The sequence below is a fragment of the Nocardia sp. NPDC058633 genome (genome assembly GCF_042717045.1).
GTDB lineage: Bacteria > Actinomycetota > Actinomycetes > Mycobacteriales > Mycobacteriaceae > Nocardia.
In genome coordinates this window covers 19,998-37,018 of sequence record NZ_JBHXRA010000016.1, presented here as the reverse complement: position 1 = coordinate 37,018, position 17,021 = coordinate 19,998, and the positions used below count along the sequence as shown (strand labels likewise).

The window sequence follows — 17,021 nt, the reverse complement described above, 5'->3', positions numbered from 1 at the left end:
CATGCCAGCCTGCACCCGCGGGCCCGCCGTCGAGCGCGCCGCCGGTTATTGTTCCGCTCGGCGGGGCGGGAGCCACGTCGGTGTCAATGCCGCGGCGACCAACAGCACCAATCCGAGCAGCGCGATCGTCGTCGACATCGACAACCACCGCGTCGCCACCGCGACGAACCCGAACACGCCCAGCGCGACGATCTCCGAGAGCAATCCCGACACCGAGGTGACAGTGGCCCTGGCCGACCCCTCGATCGCATCCTGCAGCCGAGCGCCGGCGATGACCTCGGCATTGAAGTCGATGCCGTAGGCGATGCCGATACCGATGAACCCCACCCAGACCAGTGCCGGGCCCGCTGTCACACCGACCGTCAACGCGCCGGCGATGAACAGGATCGCGGCGGCCAACAGCGCGAAGGCCAACGTCCGAGCCGACACGACCTCGGTGCGGCCCGCCAGCAGTGAACCGATCAGCGAGCCCGCGACGGTGACGCCGACCAGCAGTGCCGAGGTACTGGTCGAAGCACCTCCGGAGACCGCGAGGAGGCCGAAGTACTCGTCGAAGGCGGTGACGCCGTAGAGGAGTGCGCCGAGCAGCACACCACGACGGACCTTCCGGACGTGAAGTGCCTCGGAGAGCCCGGTTTCGAGCATCGTGAGATATCGAGACGAGGGGCGATCGTGCGAATTCGGTGGGGCCGCAGCCGCACCCGGCTTGACGTGCGGGCCCAGCGGTTCGGGTGCGGGCTCGTCGTCCAGATCGTCGACGGCGGTGGCGGAGATGGCCACGGGCGCGCTGGGTAGTGCCAGTGCGGTGAGCGTGTGCACGAGACCGACACCGACGCTCACCCAGCCCACCAGCGCATAGCCGCCGACAGCGAACAGCGGTGCGGCGGCGAGGATCGCCACGAGGACGGTGCCCTCCTGCGCACCGCGCGCCCAGCCCATGATTCGCGCGTACGCCGACGGTTCACCACGCGCGACCAGATCGTCGTAGACCAACGCCTCGAAGGTGCCCGATTCCAGTGCGCCCGCGATACCCCAGACGAGGAAGCCCAGCGCGAATCCGACGAACGACGGTGCCAGCATCCAGATCGCGAAGCACGCGGCCTGCAACACACAGCTCAGGATGAGCAGGTGACGGCGGGAAACCGTGTCGGCCCAGGCGCCCGAGGGCACCTCGAGCAGGAACGCGGTCACCGACCAGATCGCCAGCAACAACGAGATCTGCGCGGTACTCAGCCCGTGATCGGCGAAAAGCACGCCGTAGAGGGCATAGATCGGCAGCAGGTCGCGCGTCGCCTTGAACAGGACCGCGCGCACGGTGAGGTCACGGACGCCGGTCGGATCACGCCTCAACCAGGCCACCGCGTGCCGGAGCGGGGAAGGTCAACAGCCGTAGAGGAGCATTCGCATGGGCTCTATCGTTCGCGTCGCGTCCAGCCGGGTCAAGCGAATTATCCGAGCGGAATCCAGCCGTTGGCGGCGAGGGAATCGTCGTCGTCGGTGGTGGCGCCGGTCAGGGGGCGACCGTCGTTGAGGTCGTTGATGAGTTCGGCCACCGGGTGGGAGTCGCTGTAGTGGTAGCCCTGGGCCAGGGCGAAGCCGAGCTCGGTGAGGACCGCGGCCTGGTACTCGGTTTCCACGCCCTCGGCGATGACCTGCAGGTCCAGGGACTTGCTGAGGGCGGCGATGACGCTGAGCAGCGGCGGAGCGGGGGAATCGGAGCGGATGGCGGCGACGAAGGACTGGTCGACCTTGAGGATGTCGCTGGGGATGGTGGCCAGGCGGCTCAGCGAGGAATACCCGGTGCCGAAATCGTCGATGGCGATGCGCACGCCACGGTCGCGCAGGGTGTGCAGGTTGGTGATCGCGGTCTGGGATTCGGCGGCGAGTTCGCTCTCGGTGACCTCGAGGACGAGTTGGTCGGCGGGCCAGCCGGTATCGGACAGGATGGTCGCGACCCGCTCGGCGTATTCGGTTTCGGCCAGCTCGAGGCCGGAGACGTTGACGTTGAGGGTGAGGTTCAGCGAGGCGAAGCTCTCCTGCAGGCGGGCGGCGTCGGCGCAGGCGCGGCGCAGGACCAGCTCGTCGAGGTCGGAGATGAGGTCGTATTCCTCGGCGACGCGGATCAGGCCCTCGGTGGTGACCTCCGGTTGCGCGCTCGACGACCAGCGCAGCAGCGCCTCGACACCGACCGCTTGGCCGCCGTCCTCGGTCAGGCTGACGATCGGCTGGTAGTGCACATCGAGCGCACCGCGGTCGATCGCCTCGCGCAGTTCCACCGCCAGCGGTAGCTGACGCGACGACTCGAGCACCGTGCGGTTGCGCCCTGCCTGCTTGGCCCGGTACAGACCCACATCGGCACGGCTGACCAGCAGCGAACCGGATTCACCCGGCTGCCAGGAGGTGACACCGGCCGAGCAGCCCATGGTCACCGCGGCGCGCAGCTGTTCGGTGAGCAGGATCGCGGCCTGCTCGGTGGTGCCAGGCAACAGCAGCGCGAACACGTCGCCGCCGAAGCGGGCCAGCACCTGGCCGGGGGCGAGCAGGTCGAGCCAGGTATCGGCGACTCGCTGCAGGACGGCGTCGCCCGCACGGTGGCCGAGGTGGTCGTTGATCTTCTGGAATCGGTCGAGGTCGACGAGCACCAGGGCCATGCCCTGACCGCCACGACCGGCCGCGTCGATCGCCGGGTTGAGCTGCTTCTCGAAACCGCGACGGTTGAGCAGGCCGGTGAGCACGTCGATATCGGCTTCCGACGCCATCCTGGTAAGGATGCCGACCACCACACCCGCACCGAAGGTGACACCGGCCGGGATCAGCCCGGACCACCACGGCAACCCGCGCGCGGGCAGCACCAGCAGACACAGCACCATCGCGAAACCGATATGCGCCGCGGCCTGGGTCCAGGCGAAGAACAGCGCCGCGTCACAGGCGACGAACACGAAGAACGAGGCCAGGGTGATGGCGCCGACCAAGTTGGGGAAGTCGTAGACCGCGATCGCGACGAGCACGGCCGCGGTGGCGAGATAGGCGTGATGCAGACCGTGCGGCATCCGCGGACCCCACGCCAGCAGCGTGAGCCCGAGCAGCACCGAGATCGCCGCCGCGGTACCGACCACGGTGCGATTGCCGTCGTCACCCGGTGCGACGGCAGTGATCATCAGGCCGAGGACACCACCGAGAACGTAGAACGCCCCCGTTGTCCTGGCCATGACCTTTGCCGTCGCCAACGCCGATGCCGCCCGCACCCGGGTTCGGGTATCGCCGCGCGCCCCGATTCCTCGCACGAGCACCAGCCTAGATGTTGATGGGTCAGGGTGTTTGCCACATCCGACAAATGGACGTCAGCAAACAATGAGCATCCTACGGCGTCAGCACATCGGTGCCGACGAACGGGACCAGCGCCGCGGGCACGCGCACCGAACCGTCGGCCTGCTGGTGGTTCTCCAGGATCGCCACGATCCAGCGCGTGGTGGCCAGTGTGCCGTTCAGCGTGGCCGCGACCTGCGCTTTCCCGTTCTCGTCGCGGTAGCGGACCGAGAGCCTGCGCGCCTGGAAGGTGGTGCAGTTCGACGTGGAGGTGAGCTCGCGATAGGTCTGCTGGGTGGGCACCCAGGCCTCGCAGTCGAACTTGCGCGCCGCCGAGCTACCCAGATCGCCGCCCGCCACGTCGATCACCCGGTAGGGCACCTCGATCGCCGCGAGCATCTCGCGCTCCCACGCCAGTAGCCGCTGATGCTCGGCTTCGGCCTGGTCAGGGGTGGTGTAGACGAACATCTCCACCTTGTCGAACTGATGCACGCGAATGATGCCGCGGGTGTCCTTGCCGTAGCTGCCTGCCTCGCGGCGGAAGCACGACGACCAGCCCGCGTACCGCTTCGGCCCCTCGCTCAGGTCGAGGATCTCGTCGGAGTGATAGCCGGCCAGCGGCACCTCCGAGGTGCCGACGAGGTAGAGGTCGTCTTCCTCGAGGTGGTAGACCTCGGCCGCGTGCTGACCGAGGAACCCCGTGCCCGCCATGATCTCCGGGCGAACGAGCACCGGCGGGATCATCATGGTGAACCCGTTGGCCACCGCCTTCTGCGCGGCCAGCTGCAGCAGGCCCATCTGCAGCAGCGCGCCGTAGCCGGTCATGAAGTAGAACCGCGAACCCGACACCTTCGCGCCGCGCTCCATGTCGATCAGGCGCAGCGCTTCGCCGAGCTCGAGATGGTCCTTGGGCTCGAAGTCGAAAACCGGTGGGGTGCCGACGGTCTCGAGTACGACGTAATCGTCCTCGCCGCCCGCGGGCGCGCCTTCCTGCACGACATTGGAGATCGCGCGCTGCGCGGCGTCCAGATCGGCGTCGGCGGCGTGCTGGGCGAGCTCGGCCTCTTTGACCTTGGCGGACATGTCGGTGGCGGCGGCCAGCAGCGCGGGGCGCTCCTCCTTGCTCGCCTTGCCGATCACCTTGCCCATGGCCTTGTGCTCGGCGCGCAGGTTGTCGGCGGTGGCCACGGCGGCCCGGCGCGCGGCGTCGGCTTCGAGCAGGGCGTCGACGAGCGCGGGGTCCTCACCGCGGGTCCGCTGCGAGGCACGGACGGCTTCCGGGTTCTCGCGCAGGAATCGGAGGTCGATCATGAGAATCAAGCGTAGTTGTTTACGCAACCCTTAATCTTTCGGCCTATGCCAATCGGGCAGCGCAGGGGCATAGTTGCGGTGTGAGTACCTCTTTCGACACCGCCGTCATCGATACCGCGCTCGCCGATCTCACCCAGGGGGAAAAGACCTGGGCCGCGACAGACCTGCGTCGCCGCCGCGAACTGCTCGACGAACTGCACGCGCTCACCGCCCGCGACGCCGAGGCCTGGGTCGCCGCCGCCCGCACCATCAAGAAGCTCGACGCCGACAGCCCCCTGCTCGGCGAGGAGTGGATGTCGGGCCCGATGACGATGCTCGCGGGCGCCGCGGCGCTGAGCGAGTCGATGGCCGCCCTCGAGAAGGGTGTGGGCCCGATCGACGGCGTCGAACTCACCACCGCGCCCGGCGGCCGGGTGGCGGTGCCCGCACTGCCGTACGGCATCTACGACAAGCTGCTGCTGAGCGGGTTCAGCGCCGATGTCTGGCTCAAGCCCGGCGTCGATGCCGCGACCGCGCGTCGCAAGGCGGGCCTGGCCCAGCGCGAACCCGCGAAGACCAACGGTGTCGGCGCGGTACTCGGCGCGGGCAACATCATGTCGATCGCGCCGCTGGACACCCTCTACGAGCTCTACGCCAACAACCGCGTCGTCGCGCTCAAGCTCAACCCGATCACCGATCCGCTGCTGCCGGTGTTCCAGGCGATCTTCGCGCCGTTCATCGAGCTCGGTGTGGTGCGCATCCTCACCGGTGGCGCTCCCGAGGGCGGCTATCTGGTGAACCATCCGCTGGTCGCGCACGTGCACATGACCGGCGGGGCGCCGACCCACGACGCGATCGTGTGGGGACCGGGCGCCGACAAGACCGGCGAGCCCATCCTGGACAAGCCGATCACCAGCGAACTCGGCGGTGTCGCGCCGTGCATCGTGATCCCAGGCGACTGGGCGGCCGCCGATCTGAAGTTCCAGGCCGAGCACGTGGCCACCCAGCGCCTGCACAACGGTGGCTACAACTGCGTCGCCGCGCAGACCGTGGTGCTCGCGGCGGACTGGCCGCTCAAGCAGCAGTTCCTCACCGAACTGCGGGCCGCGATCGACAACGCGCCCGCGCGCACCGCCTACTACCCGGGCAGCGACAACCGCGTGGCGGACGCACTCGCGGCCTACCCCGACGCGGGCCGCGCCAACGGCCGCCTCCTGGTGGAGAACCTGCCTGCGGTCGGCACGCCGCTGTTGCGCACCGAGTACTTCTCGCCGGTTCTCGGCGTGGTCGAACTGCCCGGCACCGGAGCCGAATTCCTCGGCAACGCGGTCGATTTCGCCAACGAACAGCTGATGGGCACCCTGGGCGCCAACATCATCGCCGACCCCGCGACCATCAGCGAGCTCGGCCCGAAGCTCGACACCGCGATCGAGAACCTGCGCTACGGCACCGTCGCCCTCAACGCCTGGACCGGCCTCGCGTTCCTGACTCCGCGCGCCAGCTGGGGCGCCTACCCGGGCCACACCATCGACGACATCCAGAGCGGTATCGGCGTCGTACACAACGCCTTCCTCCTCGACGACGTGGAACGCACCGTGGTGCGCGGCCCCTTCCGCCCAGCCCCGCGCTCGATCCTGCGCGGCGAATTCGCCCTCACCCCGAAGCCGCCGTGGTTCGTCTCGAACAAGACCGGCACCTCCACCGGCCGCAAGCTGACCGATTTCTACGGCGACGGCAAGCTGCGCCGCATCCCGGGCATCTTCGTGTCAGCTCTGCGGGGCTGACCCGGCAGCCCGCCACGACAAATACACTCGTCGACGATGTCGAAGAAGCAGAGCAACCCAGCCGAGGGACCCGCCGCGCCCAGTCGCGGCGGCGCCCTGCACCTGTCCGCGACGAAACTGCGTTGGGGGCTGCTGTTGGCCGCCCTCGGGGCGGTGATCGCGGCCATGGTCACCATGACCGTGACGGGCTTCGACACCGACAAGGTGGAAGCGCACCAGCCCGGCGCCGAACCGGTGGTGCGCGACAAGGAGTTCAGCAAAGCGGCGAAGGGCGACTGTCTGACCTGGTCCAGACCCGACCGCAGCGACCTGGTGAAGGTGGGCTGCGGCGACAAGCACCTGTTCGAGGTGGCGGGCGTCATCGATCTCAGCGCCTATCCGGGGCGTGAGTTCGCCGAAGGCACCCGCCACCCCGATTCGCTGCGCATGACCGAACTGCGCGACGAACACTGTGTGACCGCCGTGCAGAAGTACTTGGGCGGGCGGTTCGATCCGCGCGGCAAGTTCATGGTGAACGTGATGTCGCCGAGCCCGGCAGGCTGGCAGCACGGCGATCGGACCCTGCGGTGCGGGGTTCAGGTCGCCGCCACCACCGCCAGCCCCGCCTCCACCGGCAGCCTGCTCGACAGCGATCAGTCCAAGATCCACGCCACCGGCACCTGCCTCGGCATCAACCAGAACCTGCCCACCGATCCGGTCGACTGCGCCCAGCCGCACTCGGTGGAGATCGTCGGCACGGTCGATCTGGCCACCAACTTCACCGGTGGACCGCCGTCGGAAGCCGAACAGGACAAGTTCGTCGAAGCCGAGTGCAACCGCCTCTCCGCCGACTATCTCGGCAGCCCCGACGCGATCCGCAACAAGACGCTCACCCTGTTCTTCGACTACCTGGAGCCCGCCAGCTGGCTCGCGGGCAGTCACAAACTGGACTGTTGGCTCGGAAAAGGTGCCGACCGTGAGGGTTTCGCACCCATCGTCGGCTCGGCCCGCGGCGAGATCCTGATCGACGGACAGGCCCCGGTGCCCCCGCCGAACACCGGACGCTCGACACCGGCTCCGTTGCCGGGCGCCGCGCCACTGCCGCCGCAGCCCCAGCCGAGGTGATGTTGTCCGAGCGGATGCCGCAGCGGCGATTCGAGGAGTTGGTCAGCGATGCCCTCGACCGGATCCCGGCGGAACTGGCCAATGCCATAGACAACGTTGTGGTGCTGGTAGAGGCCCGCAACGACGAGGAACCGTCGCTGCTCGGGCTCTACCACGGGATCGCCCTCACCGAACGCGACAGCTATTACGCTGGATCGTTGCCGGATACCATCACCATCTATCGAGAGGCTATTCTCGACATCTGCAACACCGACGACGAGGTGGTCGAGGAAGTCGCGATCACCGTGATCCATGAAATAGCACACCATTTCGGGATTGACGACGAGCGGTTGCATGAGTTGGGATGGGGTTAGCGAAACTGGGTGGGGAATCGATGGAACCGAATGACCCGCTCTCGCGTCCAAGTACTCGTAGGGGGAATTCTCGTGGTTCCCGATAGCCGCCACCAGAAGGAGTCGGGTCATGGTTGGACACGTTCTCGTTGCACCTGAAATCGTCCTCGCCGCTGCCGCAGAGCTGGATCTGCTCGCGGAGCGCCTCGCCATCGCCGCCGGCCTCGCCGGGCCGACGACCCATGTGTTGCCGTCCGGCGCCGAAGAGGTGTCGCTGCTCGCGGCGTCCCACTTCAACAAGGCGGCGGCCACGCACGACAGCTCGATCGCCCAGGGCATCCTCGAGCTGCATCACGCGGCCGCGACCCTGCGCTCGCAGCTGACGACTCATATCGGGGAAGACGTGGTCCGCGCGGCGACGATCAACGCCGTCCAGGTGTAGTCGCACCGAACTCGTCGATGATCATTTACTCAGGGGAGAAACAAGCATGACCGCAGGGATCACCGGGGTGTTCTGGCTGCCTCGTATGGCCGAAGTGAACTCCACCACGCTCAACGCGGGCGCACACGCGATCCCGATCAGCGCGGCCGCCACCTCGTGGGGCACGCTGGCCGCCGCGTGGGGCGATGCCGCCTTCACCGTCACGCGGGTGATCGCGGAGGTCGGTGTCGGCCTCCAGGGCGTCAACGGCATCGCCGTGCTCGCCCGTCTCGCGCCGTTCGCCGGCTGGGCCAGCCAGCAGGGCATCATGTCCGCCGCGCTCGGTGCCAAGTGCGCGGCCAACGCCACCGCCTACACCGTCGCCTCGATCGCGATGCCGAGCCTGCCCGAGATCGCCGCGACCAACACCGCGGTCGCCGCCTCGGCCAACCCGCCCGGTGTCGTCTCCGGCGCCTTCGAGGTCGCCGAGGTCGCGCGCCACGCGATGGACATCCGCGCCGCGCTGGTGATGGAGACCTACGAGGCCGCCACCACGGCCACCGTCACCACGCCCGGTGAGTTCTCCATGCCGCCGGCGATCGCCAGCGGCGCGGGCTCCGCGGCGCAGGGCGACTTCGGTGGGGGCGACCCGCTGCAGACCGCGGTCGCCGCGGCGCAGGCCTTCGTCAGCAACCCCGGCGTGGTCAGCGCGGCCACCCAGGCGGCCAACACCGCGGGCGGCGTGCTCACCAGCGGTGTCGGCACCGTCGGCAACATCGGTGCCTCCGCCATCTCCGCGGCCACGGCCACCGTGCCCGCGGGCACCGCCGCCGTCGCACCCGCGATGGCCGGTGTCGGTGCCGCCGGTGCCGCGGTCGGTGGCATGGCCACCACCTCGGCCGGTCTCGGTGGCGTCAGCGCGGGCTCGCTGAAGCTGCCCGAGGGCTGGGGTGCTCCCGCCGCGAACGCGACCGCGAGCGCGCCGGTCTCGGAATCGGTGGTCAACCGGGTCGACAGCGCACCTGTGCGCAACACCGGCACCGGTGCGGGCAACCCGCTGATGGGCAACCGGCAGAAGGGCGAGGAGGACGACGAGCACGAGGGCGTCGACTACGTGCGCTCCGACGAGTTCACCGATGGTCGCTACGCGGCCGAAGGTGTGATCGGCGCCGATCTCGCCGGATCGGCCAAGTGACGGTTCTCGGCACCGGCAGCGGAGGTTCGCTGCTCGGCGCCGTCGTGCTCTCGCTCGACGACATGCAGTTCCTCCTGGAGAAACTGGAATTCGACGAGATGCCCGTGGTGCTCGACGCCATGGGCCGCTATGACAACGTCACCGCGCACGACGCCGCCATGAACGTGGCACAAGCCGCCCTGGCCGAACGCGAACTGCTGTTCGGCCAGGTGGTGGCACCCGAACTGGCCGAACGGCTGCGGGTGCTCTACCGGCCGCAGTGGATCATCGCGCTGCGGTGGGTGGTGGCGGGCCAGGTCAACCGATTCTGTCTGGCCCAGGGCGACGACCGTGCGGTGGTCGCCCTGCGCGGGCCGGAGTCCTACGTCATCGACGACGCCGGTCTCGATCTGCCCGGCGCGGTGCTGCAGGCACTCGGACCGGTCGAGGCGCTCGAGCTGTACGGAATGAACGCTCCCACCGAACAGTTGGCGCCGATCTTCGGCGACACCGGCGACGCGGCCGCCACCGCCCAGCGCCTGAGCAAGGTGGGCAATCCGACCACCGACGCGCAGGTGCTGTCCTCGGCGCTGGTGGAGATCCACTCCTACGCCGAGATCGTCGGCGTGGCCTACGGTGACGGCACCCGCGATATCCAGGACAACCACATCGCCGTATTCAACACGCGCGCAGGCAGATTCATCATCACCGCCAGCGTCGCCGACGACGGAGTGAAGTGGTCGTCCATCGCCAGCGGCACCAACGCCCGCCTCCGCACCGCCGTAGCCGACCTCATCGAGTCCCTACCGGTCCGCACCGAATTCCCTACCGCGGCAGCCACTAACCCGGCGTAAGCCCACCCCACCCCACCCCGCCCCAACCCAACCCCAACCGCCCCCACCAAACGCCCCCACAAGTCAACCGTGAACCGTAGGCGCAGCCGGAGCGTTCAACCCATCGGGTCGTCGGCCGAGGAGTCTGCCTTGGTGGTGAACGGTGGGGTGAATTTGCCCCAGCGTAGGCATTCCCAGCCGCCGTCCTCGGTCGGGAGCAGTTCGATGGTCTCGGTGTTGTCGAGGTGGTTGTTCGTCGTGAACGGCGGCGCCACCCCGGCGAGCGCCTTGCCGATCAGGCGCATGGCGGCGCCGTGGTTCACGACCACGACGTCACCGTCGGCATCGTCGGTCAGGAACTCCGCGCGCAGCCCGTCGAGGACGGGCAGGATGCGGGCAAGCACTTCGTGGCCGGATTCGCCGCCGGGGGCTCTGACGTCGAGTTCGCCGAGGTGCCAGCCGCGATAGATCCGCTGGAAGAGCTCGTGCGCTTCCCGGTCGGAGCGGCCGTGTAGCTCGCCGACCTGCACCTCGCAGAGGCCGTCGAGCACGTATGCCGGTGTGCCGGTGGCTTCTTCGATGTAGCCGGCGGTCTGGCGGGCACGCAACGCGTCCGACGACACCAGCACCTGGGGCGCGCGCTCCAGGCCGGCGCCGAACGCTTTGGCCTGTGCCACACCACGTTCGGTCAGCGGCAGACCTGGCACCGCGGTGTCGAGGATCTTCGCGACGTTGCCCTCGGTCTCGCCGTGGCGCACCAGAATCAGTTTCGCGCGGGTTGTCATAGGTCCGCGACCCCCTTTCGCAATTGCGTCAACCATTCCGCCGCGGGCTCGTCCGACGGCGGCGGTGTACCGACCGCCGCTGTCGCGGGCCAGGAGCCGAGGAATCGGACCCGGGTGGTGCGGTGCAGGGCTTTCAACGTTTCGGCCACCGCCGGGTCGTCGAGGTGGCCCACGCAGTCGAGGTAGAACCGGTAGGTGCCCATGCCGGTGCGGGTGGGGCGCGATTCGATGCGCGTGAGATCGACTCCACGCGTGGCGAATTCGGCGAACGCGCGCATCAGCGATCCGGGCTCGTTGGGCAGTTCGAACACGACGGAGGTCCGGTCGGCGCCGGTGGCCGCAGGTGCGACGCCCGGCGGGGTGACCAGGACGAAGCGGGTGATGGCCTGGTCGTGGTCGGCGACACCGCCCGCCAGGGCGACCAGGCCGAGTCGTTCGCCCGCCAGCGCGGTCGAGACCGCCGCATCGGCCGTACCGGCTACCACGTCTTCGGCGGCGGCCGCGTTGGACGCCGAGGTGAACGGGCGCGCCTCGGGCATGGTGCGCGCCACCCACTCCCTGACCTGTGCCGCGGCCACCGGGTAGGCGGCCAGCGTGCGCACGTCGGCCAGGGATGTTCCGGGCCTGGCCAGGATCGTGAAGGTCACCTCGAGCTCGGTTTCGGCCATGATCTGCAACCGCGGCCCGATGGCGAGGGAATCCAGGGTCGCCGGGATGGAGCCCTCCACCGAACTCTCGATCGGCACCACCGCGCCGTCGACCTGTCCGGCCCGGATCAAGTCCAGCGCGGCCCCTTGGCTCGGCGCGGCGACCCGCTCGACCGGGCCGTGGAAGGCCCCCGAGTTCTCGAACTTCGCCAAGGCCATCTCGGTGAAGGTTCCGGACGGTCCGAAATACGCAATACGCGGCACACACAAAGATTAGCTGGACCGCCGTCGAAGCTCGCCGGGCTCAGGAATCCAGGACCGCGAGCGCCGCGGTGACCGCCTGTTCGTCGGGGGTTTCGATGGCGAGCAGGACGGTACGGGTGGCCTCGATCGCGGCGGGTTTCAGCGACGTCAGGAAGGGCAGGTCGGGGGTGGTGAGGGCGGTGCGGATGTCGTCGCCGCAGAGGGCGGCGACTGTGCCCGCGACGACGGCGAGGGCACGGGGACCGCTGGTGGTGCGGGCGGTGAAGCCGTGGTCGGCGTGGGCGATACCGGCCAGGAAGGCGGCGAGCTCGGGATCGGGAATGTCGACGTTCACCGGGGTGGGGGAACTGCCGTCGGGGCGGACCAGGTCGGCCACGAGGCTGCGGCGGGCGGGGGCCGACAGGCTCAGCAGGACGGGTTCGGCGGGGGCGGAGTGGTCGTCGCCGTGGTCGTCGTGCGTCATCGGTCCACCGTATCGGCTCGATTCTTCGGGGTGTCCTCTTGCGTGGCGAGCGTTTGTAACTTAGCTTAGGTTTACCTAATCAAACGTTTCGCGGAGGTTGTCATGCCGAGCCCCACCACGATCCTCGCGCCGACCACCGCCGAGCGGGTGCGAAGCGCGTGCGCTCATGCCGAGACAGCGGTGCTCGCGCTTCCCGGGATCGACCCGGTCCCCACATCGCTGCACCACCTGCGCCACTGCGGCGACGCGGTGATCGCGGTGCCCGCGTCCTCGCTGGCGGCCGCCCTGGCCGCCACGGCCAACGAGACCTCCGCGGTCCTCGAACTCACCGATCACGCGCCGCTGCCGCTGCGCGAGCCGGTCCGGGCGCTGGTGTGGTTGCGCGGATGGGTGCGCCAGGTACCCGAGCACGCGCAGCGCGCCCTCGCCGTCGAAATCGCCAAGGACTACCCGCATCCGGGCCTGCTCGATGTCGGGCACGGGGTCACGTTGCTGCGGATCGTGGTGAACTCGGCGGTGCTGGCCGACACCGCGGGCGCCGAATCCGTCGACCACGCCGACCTGCGCGCCGCCACCGCCGACCCGTTCTGCGAGCTGGAAAGCGCTTGGCTGCAGCACATGTCCGAGGATCACGCCGACGTGGTGGCCCAACTGGCCCGCCACCTGCCGACCCGGCTGCGGGGCGGGCTGGTGCATCCGCTCGCCATCGACCGCTACGGCATCACGCTGCGGATCGAGAGCAAGGACGGTGATCACGACGTCCGCCTGCCCTTCCCCACCCCTGCCGACAACATCGAGTCGCTGAGCCGCGCGGTGCGCGTGTTGGCGGGCTGCCCGTTCCTGAACGGCCTGCGCCGCATCTGACAGGGCCCGCCGGGAACCGACTCCGCCGCGGTCGCTGCTTACACTGCGCGGCATGCGTGTCGATCCTCCCCAGGACCAACTGAGCGAGCGGGACAGGTTCGGGCTGCGAGTCGAGATCGCGGTCGTGCTGCTCGTGACCTTCGGGTTGAGCGGGATCAGTGCCGGTCTGTCCCTGCTCGATTCGGCGCTGTCGCCGGGTGGGGTCGGTGGGCGGACGGTGGCGTTGAACGCGTCGCGGTCGAACAATTCGTTTCTCGATCTGCTGTTCCAGCTCGTCGGGGTGACCCGGCTGCTGGCGTGGGCGGCGCTGGGCCTGTATCTGTTGTGGCGCAGCGGGATCGGGCCGCGGCTGATCGGGCTGGCACGGATCCGGCGCGGCGATGTCGTGGCGGGCCTGGTGTTGGCCGCGGTGATCGGGGTGCCGGGGCTCGCGCTGTATCTGATCGCGCACGCGATGGGGGTGAGCGTGACCATCGTGCCGAGTTCGCTGTCGGAACACTGGTGGCGGCTGCCGGTGCTGGTTCTGTCGGCGTGCGCGAATTCCGTCGCCGAGGAAGTGCTGGTGGTGGGGTATCTGATCACCCGGTTGCGCAAGCTCGGCTGGTCGGAGAACTCCTCGCTGGCCGCGTCGGCGCTGCTGCGTGGCAGCTATCACCTGTATCAGGGGATCGGCGGCGGCCTGGGCAACATCGTGATGGGCGTGATCTTCGGTCGATACTGGCAGCGCACCAACCGCCTGTGGCCGCTGATCGTGGCGCACGCGACGATCGACGCGGTGGCCTATCTGGGCTACCACGTCCTGCGTGGACGCGTCGGCTGGCTGCCGTGACAGCGAGGCTGCCGTGATCGGTCGGCCGATGGGCCGTTCGCTGATGTGGGCGGCGTGTCGCGGCGAGTTTCACCACATCACCGCGTTTCGCGCTAACAGTGGCCCTCGCACGGGGTATCCCAGTAGAGACCGAGCGCGCAGAACCCCCACGCGCCCCCACGATCAGTAGAGTTTGACGGTGATGAACGGCGACGACCCCCGCGAGGACCCCCGTAGACGCCGGGTGCCGCCGACGTCCGGCCGACCCGGCGGTCCCCCGGTGCCCCCACCAGGTCGTCCGCCGATGCCGCAGGGTCGCGCGATGCCCCCCGATCCGCGCTACGGCCGCCCGCCCGGCAACGATCGGCGCCCGAATCCCGAAGACGGGCCGACTGTTCGCTACAACCCGGCGCCTCGGCGCGGCGCGTCGCACATCGAACCCACCCAGGTGATGCACCGCGGCAACTCCGGCGACCAGCCGTTGGCCTATTCGCAGATGCCGTACGAGCGCGAGAAGCCGCGTCAGCCACCACCGCCGCCCCCGCCACGCCCACGTCGTGACCAGGTCAGGCACGCGCCGACCCAGCGTCCGGTGCCCCACCACGACGCCGTCCCGCCCCGGCGCACTCCCCCGCCCGTCGACCTGGGCAGACAGCCGCGGCCGCCGCGGCGCAGGCGCAAACGTCATCCGTTCCGGTGGCTCACGGTGATCATCGTGCTGGTGATCGCGGGCCTCATCGCCGCGGTCGTTCACCTGGACAACTCGCTCACCCGCATCACCGCGCTGCCCTCCTACAGCGACCGCGTGAGCAATACCCCCGGCACCAACTGGTTGCTCGTCGGCTCCGACGGCCGCGGCGACCTCTCGACCGAGCAGGAGCAGGAACTCGCGACCGGTGGCGACACCGGACCCGAACGCACCGACACGATCATGCTGGTGCACATTCCGTCCTCCGGCCCGACCACCATGGTCAGCCTCCCGCGCGACTCCTACGTGAGCATTCCCGGCCACGGCAAAGACAAGCTGAACGCGTCGTTCGCGATCGGCGGCGCGTCGTTGCTGGTCCAGACAGTGGAAGTAGCGACGGGCGTGCGGATCGACCACTACGCGCAGATCGGTTTCGGTGGTTTCGCCAGCGTTGTCGACGCGCTGGGTGGGCTCGAGATGTGCCTGGACGAACCGATCGTCGACCCGCTGGCCGGACTCGACCTGCCCGCGGGCTGTCAGGAACTGTCCGGCCCGCAGGCACTCGGTTTCGTGCGCACCCGCGCGACCCCGACCGCCGATGTCGACCGGATGAACCGCCAGCGCATGTTCATGGCGGCGCTGCTGAAGAAGGCGACGAGCACGGGCACCCTCGCGAATCCGTTCGCCTTGTGGCCCATGGCAACCGGAGTCGCGGGCTCGCTGAAGGTCGACGACGGTGACCACATCTGGAACCTGGCCGCACTCGGCTGGGCGATGCGCGCGGAGACCGTCACCACCAGCGTGCCGATCGGCGGATTCGACGACACCGAGGTGGGCAACGTCTTGCTCTGGGACAAGGCGAGGGCCACTGGCTTCTTCGAGGCGCTCGCTGCCGATCAGCAGATTCCGGAGGAGCTGCTCACGCGGTAACGTCGTGGGTATGTCCGAAAAGCTGTCCTTCGCCGAAATGCTTCGTGACCAGGTCAGAGCGGGTCTGACCGCGGCGCATCAATATCTCGCCGCCGCCGTCTATTTCGACGCGCAGGACTTACCCGAGCTGGCCACGCAGACCTACGCGCGCTCGACGGCCAATCACGGGCACGCGATGCGCATGGTGCAGTACCTGCTCGACCGTGATGTGCCGATCGCGATCGGCGGGCTCGACGACGTGCGCGCGGAATTCGAATCCCCGCGCGACGCGATCGCGTTTCTGCTCGACCGCGAACGGGTCACCACCACGCAGGTCAGCGCTCTCGCCGCGGCGGCGCGGGACTCGAACGACTTCCTCGGCGAGCAGTTCATGCAGTGGTTCCTCGCCGAACAGGTCGACGATGTCGCCAAGATGTCCACCCTGCTGACCGTGCTCGACCGGCAGGACAACCTGTTCGACGTCGAGGAATTCGTCCGCCGCGAGCTGCGTGGCACGGTGCGCGTCGATACCACCGCTCCCCGAATGGCAGGCGCGAGTTAGGCGTACCGCCGCCTTCGCCCCGGCCGTACGCAGCTGACGAACGCTGCCTCGTCGGCGCTTATTAGGAAATACTTTGTTAGGGAATACTGTCCTCAATAAGGCTGCACTTGGATGACAACCCCCTATGACCAGCATTAATGTTGCCGCTATGTCGATTCATCCGGAAGCTCCGCGTAGCAAGTTCCACACTCTGCTTCAAGACCAGATCCGGCATGAGTTCAATGCCGAGCATCAGTACATCGCCATCGCGGTGTGGTTCGACAACCACGACCTGCCGCAGCTGGCCAAGCGTTTCTACGCCCAGTCGGTGGAGGAACGAAATCACGCGATGATGATCGTGCAGTATTTCGTCGACCGCGACATCTCCGTGGATATCTCGGGCATCGACGCGGCGAAGTCGAAGTTCGACTCCGCCCGTGAGCCGATCGAACTGGCGTTGACCCAGGAGAAGACGGTCACCGATCAGATCGTCCAGCTGGCCAGCACCGCCCGCGAAGAGGGCGATTACCTCGGCGAGCAGTTCATGCAGTGGTTCCTGAAGGAACAGGTCGAAGAAGTGGCGCACATGACAACGCTGCTCAATATCGCCGACCGCGCCGGGTCGAACCTGTTCGACCTGGAGGAGTTCATGTGGCGTGAGCTGAGCACCCCGAAGGACGCCTCGGGTGCGCCGTCGGTCGCCGGCGGCAGCGTCTAGCTCGAACGCGAAAGGGGTTGGGGGGGCGGGGCGCCGGCCCGCCCCCGGGGAGGTTTAAAAAAAAACGAGCCCCCCAGACCAAAAGGAATA

Annotated in this window: 17 protein-coding genes; 11 read left to right on the top strand and 6 right to left on the bottom strand. The window is 68.6% G+C overall.

Annotation, left to right across the window (positions count from 1 at the left end; translation table 11 throughout):
- Positions 1–45 precede the first annotated feature (45 nt).
- The 3 genes from ACFWUR_RS21485 to serS form a co-directional block, all read right to left on the bottom strand.
- Positions 46–1,359, bottom strand: coding sequence for an MFS transporter (locus tag ACFWUR_RS21485; RefSeq protein ID WP_378909077.1), 1,314 nt, complete (start codon positions 1,357–1,359; stop codon positions 46–48).
- Positions 1,360–1,448: 89 nt separating this feature from the next.
- Positions 1,449–3,284 (bottom strand): putative bifunctional diguanylate cyclase/phosphodiesterase, encoded by a 1,836-nt coding sequence (locus ACFWUR_RS21480; protein ID WP_378909076.1) that lies wholly within the window; start codon positions 3,282–3,284, stop codon positions 1,449–1,451.
- A gap of 76 nt (positions 3,285–3,360) precedes the next feature.
- Positions 3,361–4,617, bottom strand: a complete 1,257-nt coding sequence (serS, locus tag ACFWUR_RS21475) for a serine--tRNA ligase (RefSeq protein WP_378909075.1) — start codon at positions 4,615–4,617, stop codon at positions 3,361–3,363.
- An 80-nt stretch (positions 4,618–4,697) separates the two neighbouring features.
- Here serS and ACFWUR_RS21470 point away from each other — a divergent pair, with 80 nt between their 5' ends.
- From ACFWUR_RS21470 to ACFWUR_RS21445, 6 genes are all read left to right on the top strand, one after another.
- Positions 4,698–6,380: an aldehyde dehydrogenase family protein gene (locus ACFWUR_RS21470; RefSeq protein ID WP_378909073.1), complete on the top strand. Its 1,683-nt coding sequence runs from the start codon at positions 4,698–4,700 to the stop codon at positions 6,378–6,380.
- Positions 6,381–6,416: 36 nt separating this feature from the next.
- On the top strand, positions 6,417–7,484 hold the full coding sequence (locus tag ACFWUR_RS21465) for a septum formation family protein (RefSeq protein WP_378909072.1): 1,068 nt from the start codon (positions 6,417–6,419) through the stop codon (positions 7,482–7,484).
- A 14-nt stretch (positions 7,485–7,498) separates the two neighbouring features.
- Entirely contained in the window at positions 7,499–7,837 is a 339-nt protein-coding gene (locus ACFWUR_RS21460) for a metallopeptidase family protein (RefSeq protein WP_378909239.1), read from the top strand.
- Between the two features lie 109 nt (positions 7,838–7,946).
- Complete coding sequence (locus tag ACFWUR_RS21455; RefSeq protein WP_378909071.1) at positions 7,947–8,258, top strand: PE family protein; 312 nt, start codon at positions 7,947–7,949, stop codon at positions 8,256–8,258.
- A gap of 46 nt (positions 8,259–8,304) precedes the next feature.
- A complete protein-coding gene (locus ACFWUR_RS21450) occupies positions 8,305–9,432 on the top strand; it encodes a PPE family protein (RefSeq protein ID WP_378909070.1) in 1,128 nt (375 codons plus the stop codon).
- Positions 9,429–10,265, top strand: coding sequence for an ESX secretion-associated protein EspG (locus ACFWUR_RS21445; protein ID WP_378909069.1), 837 nt, complete (start codon positions 9,429–9,431; stop codon positions 10,263–10,265). The genes ACFWUR_RS21450 and ACFWUR_RS21445 overlap by 4 nt, the downstream gene beginning before the upstream one ends.
- A 95-nt stretch (positions 10,266–10,360) precedes the next feature.
- On the opposite strand, the gene ACFWUR_RS21440 is transcribed toward ACFWUR_RS21445, so the two are convergent.
- Genes ACFWUR_RS21440 through ACFWUR_RS21430 form a run of 3 tightly spaced genes read right to left on the bottom strand, consistent with a single transcriptional unit; the run spans position 10,361 to position 12,403 of the window.
- Complete coding sequence (locus ACFWUR_RS21440; protein WP_378909068.1) at positions 10,361–11,029, bottom strand: histidine phosphatase family protein; 669 nt, start codon at positions 11,027–11,029, stop codon at positions 10,361–10,363.
- Entirely contained in the window at positions 11,026–11,940 is a 915-nt protein-coding gene (gene pheA, locus ACFWUR_RS21435; protein WP_378909066.1) for a prephenate dehydratase, read from the bottom strand. Before pheA ends, ACFWUR_RS21440 begins: the two co-directional genes overlap by 4 nt.
- Positions 11,941–11,980: 40 nt before the next feature.
- Entirely contained in the window at positions 11,981–12,403 is a 423-nt protein-coding gene (locus ACFWUR_RS21430) for a hypothetical protein (protein WP_378909065.1), read from the bottom strand.
- Positions 12,404–12,505: 102 nt separating this feature from the next.
- Between ACFWUR_RS21430 and ACFWUR_RS21425 the strand changes: the two genes are divergently transcribed.
- The 5 genes from ACFWUR_RS21425 (at position 12,506) to ACFWUR_RS21405 (ending at position 16,931) form a co-directional block, all read left to right on the top strand.
- Positions 12,506–13,267 (top strand): DUF2470 domain-containing protein, encoded by a 762-nt coding sequence (locus ACFWUR_RS21425; protein ID WP_378909064.1) that lies wholly within the window; start codon positions 12,506–12,508, stop codon positions 13,265–13,267.
- Between the two features lie 52 nt (positions 13,268–13,319).
- Entirely contained in the window at positions 13,320–14,096 is a 777-nt protein-coding gene (locus ACFWUR_RS21420; RefSeq protein ID WP_378909062.1) for a type II CAAX prenyl endopeptidase Rce1 family protein, read from the top strand.
- A 181-nt stretch (positions 14,097–14,277) separates the two neighbouring features.
- Positions 14,278–15,693, top strand: coding sequence for an LCP family protein (locus ACFWUR_RS21415; protein ID WP_378909237.1), 1,416 nt, complete (start codon positions 14,278–14,280; stop codon positions 15,691–15,693).
- A 10-nt stretch (positions 15,694–15,703) separates the two neighbouring features.
- Positions 15,704–16,234 carry a ferritin gene (locus tag ACFWUR_RS21410; protein WP_378909061.1) on the top strand — a complete coding sequence of 177 codons (531 nt, stop codon included), beginning with the start codon at positions 15,704–15,706 and terminating at the stop codon, positions 16,232–16,234.
- Between the two features lie 148 nt (positions 16,235–16,382).
- A complete protein-coding gene (locus ACFWUR_RS21405) occupies positions 16,383–16,931 on the top strand; it encodes a ferritin (protein ID WP_378909059.1) in 549 nt (182 codons plus the stop codon).
- Positions 16,932–17,021 lie beyond the last annotated feature (90 nt).